Consider the following 1,441-nt stretch of genomic DNA (forward strand, 5'->3'; position numbering starts at 1 on the left):
TGAACTGCACCCAAAAAGTTGGACTCCCAACGAAGTAAGGTGCAGTTTTTTATGAGTAAGTATTCTCTCAGCTTTAAGCTTAAGGTTGTGCAGCACTATCTTTCCGGTCTGGAAGGGCAGCAAACGACTGCAAAGCGTTTTGGTATCGATCATAGTGCCGTTCGTAAGTGGACTGCTGCCTGGAAGCTTCATGGCGAAGCCGGACTGACAGCCCGGCATTTCACTTATTCTCCTGCCTTTAAAGAGTCCGTTATCTTGCATATGCGTGAACACCGGCTGTCTGTTCGCGAAGTCTGTGCAAAATTTACTATCCCTGCCTTTTCCACTGTTTGTCAGTGGGAACGACTGTATGATGAAGGAGGATTAGAAGCTCTTACAGACAGCCGACGCAGGAAAAAAATGATGCCAGAACGCCCTGAAAATCATCCAGTCCCTCCTTTGCAGACTCCTCTTGACCCGGATGAACGAGAGGAGCTTGAACAACTGCGTGCTGAAGTGGCATATCTAAAAAAGCTTCAGGCCTTACTCAGGGAAAGAAGCACGTCAAAACGCGGGATAAAGCGCAGGTCGTGAATGAGTTAAGGCAGGAGTTCCCTCTTGCGCGCTTGTTGAAAGCGGCAGGGCTGGCAAAAAGCACGTTCTACTGGCAACTGGCCAGCGGTAAAAAACCAGACAAATATGCCGGTGATAAGCAGCGGATTTCAACGCTGTTTCATAAACATAAAGGACGTTATGGATACAGGCGGATCACGCTGGCGGGCCGTCGGGAAGGTAGCTTACTGAACCATAAAACGGTTCAGAGGCTAATGAAGGAGTTAGATTTAACCAGCTGTATCAGAAGGAAGAAATACAACTCTTACAGAGGCCGGTACGGAAAAGTTGCGGGTAATGTGCTGAACCGGCAGTTCAGAGCGGATAAGCCCAACCAGAAGTGGGTAACAGATGTCACAGAATTTAAAATCAACGGAGAAAAGCTGTATCTGTCTCCGGTTCTGGATCTGTATAACGGAGAAATAGTGGCGTATCAGATGGAGTGCCGTCCTCTTCTGTCGCTGGTGGATGACATGCTGTCGAAGGCTGTATCTGTACTGGGTAAAGGCGAATATCCGCTGCTCCACTCAGATCAGGGTTGGCAATATCAGATGGTGCATTATCAGAACCGGCTTAAGGAGGCTGGTCTGAAACAGAGTATGTCAAGGAAGGGGAACTGTCATGACAACGCAGTGATGGAAAGCTTCTTCGGCACGCTGAAATCTGAGTGTTTTTACCTCACGGAACACAAGAATATCAGCGAGTTACGCATGGCTATCGATGAATACATCCACTATTACAACCATGAAAGAATAAAACAGAAACTGAAAGGCCTGAGTCCGGTAGAATACCGAACTCAGGCCCTGATAGCCGCTTGATATAAACCGTCCAACATTATGGGGTCAGTTCA

Annotated in this window: 1 protein-coding gene; it reads left to right on the top strand. The window is 47.7% G+C overall.

From position 1 onward, the window contains the following. Positions 1 to 51: 51 nt before the first annotated feature. A protein-coding gene (locus tag ABLU88_RS16280) for an IS3 family transposase (RefSeq protein WP_134898139.1) occupies positions 52 to 1,409 on the top strand; the annotation gives its coding sequence in 2 pieces (ribosomal slippage) (positions 52 to 514 and positions 514 to 1,409; 1,359 coding nt in all). The last annotated feature ends 32 nt before the right edge of the window (positions 1,410 to 1,441 follow it).

Origin of the sequence: Klebsiella sp. GW_Kp182 (assembly GCF_040062275.1) — a bacterium.
Classification (GTDB): Bacteria; Pseudomonadota; Gammaproteobacteria; order Enterobacterales; family Enterobacteriaceae; genus Klebsiella; species Klebsiella michiganensis.